We start from the raw sequence: 5,690 nt of genomic DNA, 5'->3' as shown, positions 1-5,690 counted from the left end.
GTGTAGGAGCCAGTTTGATGCGCTCAGACGGAACTAAAGTAGAAGAAAAGATTATTAATAAATTCACGAACCCTTGTGCTAAAGCTGTTTTAGACCAAGCTAAGACACTGAATAATGAGATTTCTAATATTCTTGGAATGTTTGGTTCAGATGATAATTATAATATAACATTTCATAATGAATCTTTTGCAACAGACTCTCGACATAAAGGTGATGTAGCCTATACTAAATCTTGGGGAAGTACAACTGCAAATACTTTTGAATGTGATGTTTACTTAAATGATGATATCATAAAAGGAGCTTCACAAGAATATGTTTTAGCTACTGTTTACCACGAAGTAATTCACGGCTATTTAAATGCTGAATCATTTTCATTAGAGCAAGAAGCATTTAATAGAAAATATCCTTTTATTAAACAACAATTTCTTTCCATAGGAGGCGAACAAGTTAGAAGATATGTTTTTTTAGATAAACACGAAAGATTTGCGCCTTTTATAGAGCGTTTGGCAAAAGGTATTATGTCTCTTCCTGGCACTAGAATTTCTATGGAAGAAAGCCATTGCAATGGCAAAAGCAGGAGTGGTAGAAGATTATTCTTTGTCTGAAAGAGAAAAATATTTAGATGAGCAACAAAAATTGGGAAAAAGTGGAACAACTTGTACCCCTTAAAATCTCATAAGTTATGAAACGTTTATTATTTATATTACTTTTTTGTTCTTGGGCTATAGAAGCCCAAGAACAAAAATATATATTGCTTGATAGTCTTACCGCTAAATATAAGGTAAAACAGTATACACTTGATACTTCACCCTATGGAGCTAAGAATACAATAGAAATGTATAATGTATTTTATGACGGGAATAGTAAAGATGATTGCTATATAGTGCTTTTTTCGGTGCTCCCTGAGCTTGATAGCAAAACAAATTGGGAAAAAATAGACTATAAAACTATTAAAAATAACTTTTTCCCAACAAAAAACATTTTTAGAAGAATTATGCATAAAGTATTCGGAGTATTTTCTAATGAAAATATATATATTAATAAGGTAAAATTAGTCAAAAAAATAAAGGGAGAATATTATGCAAGTAAGTATTGTTGGGTGGAAGATTTTTATTGTATAAACGACTCTTTTCCCATACCAATAGCTACAAAAAGTTTTATTCTCAATGTCAATCAGCCTATAACACCTATTGGTGCTTTAAGAGATTTTTTTAGGAAGTTATCTCCTCTTTGTCAGGATTTCCCTTTTGAACAAAATACCGATTCTTTTTGTGGAATCCCCGATTTTCTTAAAAATACTTATCTTTCAAACATAGAAGAAAGGGGAGGGGATATGATATATTGTTTCTACCAATTTTACGAGAATTTACATACGAACATAAGTCGTTTTGGCTATGTTAAAGGGAAAGGAATTGTGGCAGGTGTGTATTTTAATCATTTTATGCCAGGCCCTTTTTTTATTGATAAAACAGGTAATTGGCGTAAACTAAAACGTCTTCCCGAAAATGAACTCCTCTGGGCAGAGGAACTCAAAAAGGAATGGGCTAAAAAAGAAGAAGAGAGAAAGAGAATGGGGATATGAAACAGTTAATTTTATATTTATTATTATTTTGTTCTTGTGCCCTCAACGCCCAAGAACAGAAATATATATTCTTGGATAGCCTTACCGCTCATTATCAAGTAAAACACTATACATTACGCCCTCATTCTTTTTATGAAGGGAAAGAGATTGAGATGTATAACGTTTATAATCAGGGAGTTTCCTTTGGTTATAATTATTTAACCCTCATCTCGGTATTACCTGATATGAACAATGCTAACTCTTGGGTAGAAGTCTCTAAGGAAGAGGTCGAAAAAGCTGTTGTTAAGATAGAAGAAGTCCGCAGAAGTAATAAAAATAAATTCTTAAACTCCTTCCCTTTAGTAAAAAAAGAAGGCGACAAGTATTATAAAGCAAGATCCTGTTTAGTAGAAGTATTTCAATTGATGAACTATTCTTCAAAAGTACACTTGAACGATAGTAACATCATCAATACAAAACAAGATTTTGTTACTTATGCTGAGTTAAAAAAAGAATTGAACAAAGGAACACATATTACTAAATATGCTTCACCGATGGAAGATAAAGAATCTTTCTTGGATCGTTGTTTTGAAAGTATTTACCTATCGGGTACAGAAAAACGGGGCAAAGATACTGTTTATCTGTTTTGGACGTTCACTGCTTGGAATAATCGCTCGGGGTTAGAGGCTTATCATCGTGGCATTGAACGCTTTGCTTATATAGAGGGCAAAGGCATTGTAGCGGGAAGTTATGATTTTTTGTTCGACACTCAAAGTCCGCGTCACTCACATAACAGTGAACCTGCTATAAAAAAAGAAGTAGGTAGAGAGTTAATATGGGCTGAAGAGCTTAAAAAAGAATGGGCAGACAAGGAGAAAGAACTTGAAAACTGGAAGAAAGGGAAATGAAACAGTTAATTTTATATTTATTATCTTGTTCTTGTGATGTAATGCTACAAGAAGTGAAAAAGGAATGAGCAAAGAAGAGAACAAAAAATAATTATTATAAGGCAATGGTTTTATTACCATTGTCTTATTTTTTTTTAATAGAGTAGGGATTGTAAAGGTGTGTTATCGGAGAATCTCGGAGGGAATCGGAAAGTATCGAAGATAGGGTTATGGTATAGTTAGCTTATAGAGAGCTTATAGGAAGCTTATACGAATCTTGGAAGATTGGTATAGAAAGGGTATATAAGTAGTTAAGAATGAGGGATTAATAGCGAAGGGTGAAGAGTTAAAAAGTGTTAATTAAGCGAAGGAAGAAGACTGGAAAAACGAAAGTATATAGAGACGAAAAAGGAGGAATATAGAAACAGTAAAGGCTGTGAACTGGAAGAGAATGGTATAAAAATTGATGTGTGGGGCATAGATGTATTGGCATTTATGATTATTTTCGTATCTTTGCACCATCATTGGAATGAATTTGAATGAAAAAAACGTATTACTATATATTATTCACTTGTTTATTAACCTTTTGTACTAACCTTTGGGCTCAGAATGACAATAGCAAGACCCGCCGTATCGAAATTATCTACGGGGGGGAATTTACGATTGACAATGAGAAATACCCCGGGGCTACTATCTTTAAATCGGACGGACAACGGGTACAGTTTCGACATCAAGGGTTAGACGTGTGGTGCGATTTGGCTGTGCTCTACGAGGAGAAAAACGAGGTGATTGCACACGGCAATGTAGTGCTACAACAAGGCGACACGCTACAAATGAACAGTCAGTACGTATCGTATAAAGGGAATACTAAAACAGCTGTAGCCCGCGAGAACGTGCTATTGCGCAATGGGAATATGACGCTGGAAACCCAAGAACTCTTCTTCGACCGCAACTCTCAGGAGGCTTATTACAACAATTTTGGGAAAATTACTGACCCTGAAAATGAGCTCACCAGTAAAACAGGAAAGTATTACGTAACGACCAAGAAAAACCAATTTACCAATTCGGTAAAGATTGTCAATAGAGATTTTACGGTTAATTCGCAGGTGTTGGACTATTATCACAATTCGGGCAACGCCTATTTTTACGGCAAAACTACCATTGTGGGCGCTGACTACAAAGTGTATTGCGAGCGTGGTTTTTACGATACGCGTCGACAATTGGGTTATTTTATGAAGCACGCCAAGATAGAATACGACCTGAAAACCTTGGTGGGCGATAGTTTGTATTTTGATAAACGCCGTCAGTTTTCTTCGGGTTCTAACAATATCTTCATTTCGGACACGGTAAACAAGACCTTTGTACGAGGGCATTACGGCGAAATTCACAAAGCTAAAGATTCGATGTTTATCACTAAAAAAGCAGTGGTAATCACATTAGTGGAGAAAGACTCGATGTATATGCACGGCAAGCGCATTTTGGTTACTGGCAAACCGCAACACCGCGTGATTCGCGCTTACCCCGATGCTCGTATTTTCAAAAGTGATATGCAAGCCAAGTGCGATTCAATTCACTCTGACGAGGCTAATGGGCTGACCCAAATGGTGGGCAAACCTGTAGCGTGGACGGGCGAAAGCCAAATGACAGGCGATAATATTCACCTGATTGCCAATACGAAGACCGAGCAATTGGACTCTTTGAAAGTGTTTAACAACGCACTGGTGGTAGAGAAAGACAGTTTGGGCGATGGCTATAACCAAGTGAAAGGTAAGTTCTTGTATGGCAAATTCAAGAAAAATGTTTTGCGACAAATAGACTTTTTGCAGAATACCGAGTCTATTTACTACGTGTATAACGACGCTAAGGAGCTGGTAGGTATCAACAAACTGACTTGTAGTCATATTAAGCTCTATTTAAACAAAGACCAGCAAATACAACAAACGGTGTTTATTACACAACCATCGGGGAATTTATACCCAGACGATAAATTACACGTGAACGACCGTAAGTTTAAGGAATTTATATGGCGAGGTGATGAACGTATCCGCAGTAAAGAAGAGATTTTTAGCGATGCGGAGAAGAAAATAAAACCCAAAGAAATTAAGGGAATGAAGACCCCTGAGGAGATAGACGAGGAGGAAAATCTGCTTGCAAATCCGTCGCTTAAAAAAGAGAATAAGGCAGGAAAAGAGAAGGCTAAAGAGAAGCCAAAAAGCAAATAAGACGAAAAGTTGGCATTTTTATTGCACAATAATAAAAAAAGGCGTACATTTGCCTATTGATTAATTTTAAAACATAAACTATATGAAAAAATTTATTATCGCAATGTCGGTGTTGGGATTAATTACCACATCGTGCGTATCCAAAAAGAAGTATGCTGAATTAGAAGCAAGAAACAAACAGACTGAGGATTTGCTAAACACTGCTACCGTAAAACTCAATATGTGTTTAGACGAAAAGAACAACTTGACTCACAAGTTGGAGAGTATGAAAAACCAGAACGACTTGCTCAAAGAAAACAATCAGCAGCTCATCAACAATATGGGTAACCTTACTACGCTTACCCAAAAAGGTGCTGAGAACCTTGAAAAATCATTGGAAAGCTTGCGTGAAAAAGATTTAACTATCAAGAATTTGCGCGATGCTGTTACCCGTCGTGACTCAATAAACCTCGCTTTGGTACAAAGCCTCAAAGGAGTGTTGGGTAACTTAGACGACCAAGACGTAGACATCAAAGTAGAAAAAGGTGTGGTATTTATCAATATCTCTGATAAGATGCTTTTCAGCAGTGGTAGCTACACTATTTCTAAAAACGCAAAGAGCGTACTTGAAAAAGTTGCAAAAGTGGTTAAAAATAAACCTGACTTTGAGTTTATGGTGGAAGGACACACCGATAACGTAAACATCAAAACAAGTTGTATTCGTGACAACTGGGATTTGAGCGTAATGCGTGCTACCGAGATTGTACGTGTATTACAAAAAGACTTTGGAGTTGCTCCTGAACGTATGACTGCAGCCGGTCGTAGCTATTACGTGCCTTTAGCAAGCAATGGTGATGCTAACGGACGTGCCCTAAACCGTCGTACTCGTATTGTGATATTGCCTAAGCTCGACCAATTCTACACTATGATTGAAGAGGGAATGAAAGACCCTGCTATCGGTGGTAAAGGAAAATAATTAGCAAATTTGAACATTAGCAAATTAGAAAATGAAATAAGAGTCAGCAGGTAGTGTAAGGCTAA

Annotated in this window: 4 protein-coding genes and 1 pseudogene; all 5 read left to right on the top strand. The window is 36.5% G+C overall.

What is annotated here, in order from left to right; genetic code table 11:
- Positions 1-605 (top strand): annotated as a pseudogene (locus HMPREF9072_RS01660) (hypothetical protein); the annotation flags it as partial.
- Positions 606-682: 77 nt separating this feature from the next.
- Positions 683-1,582, top strand: coding sequence for a hypothetical protein (locus tag HMPREF9072_RS01655; protein WP_009410203.1), 900 nt, complete (start codon positions 683-685; stop codon positions 1,580-1,582).
- Complete coding sequence (locus HMPREF9072_RS01650; RefSeq protein ID WP_009410202.1) at positions 1,579-2,469, top strand: hypothetical protein; 891 nt, start codon at positions 1,579-1,581, stop codon at positions 2,467-2,469. Before HMPREF9072_RS01655 ends, HMPREF9072_RS01650 begins: the two co-directional genes overlap by 4 nt.
- A gap of 518 nt (positions 2,470-2,987) precedes the next feature.
- The gene (locus HMPREF9072_RS01645) at positions 2,988-4,670 is read left to right on the top strand and encodes an OstA-like protein (protein ID WP_009410201.1); all 1,683 of its coding nucleotides are present in this window, start codon (positions 2,988-2,990) and stop codon (positions 4,668-4,670) included.
- A gap of 82 nt (positions 4,671-4,752) precedes the next feature.
- Entirely contained in the window at positions 4,753-5,625 is an 873-nt protein-coding gene (locus tag HMPREF9072_RS01640) for an OmpA family protein (protein ID WP_009410200.1), read from the top strand.
- The last annotated feature ends 65 nt before the right edge of the window (positions 5,626-5,690 follow it).

Source organism: Capnocytophaga sp. oral taxon 324 str. F0483 (assembly GCF_000318315.2).
Lineage (GTDB): Bacteria > Bacteroidota > Bacteroidia > Flavobacteriales > Flavobacteriaceae > Capnocytophaga > Capnocytophaga ochracea.
The sequence above is the reverse complement of the archived record's forward strand: the minus strand, read 5'-3'. Positions and strand labels throughout refer to the sequence as shown.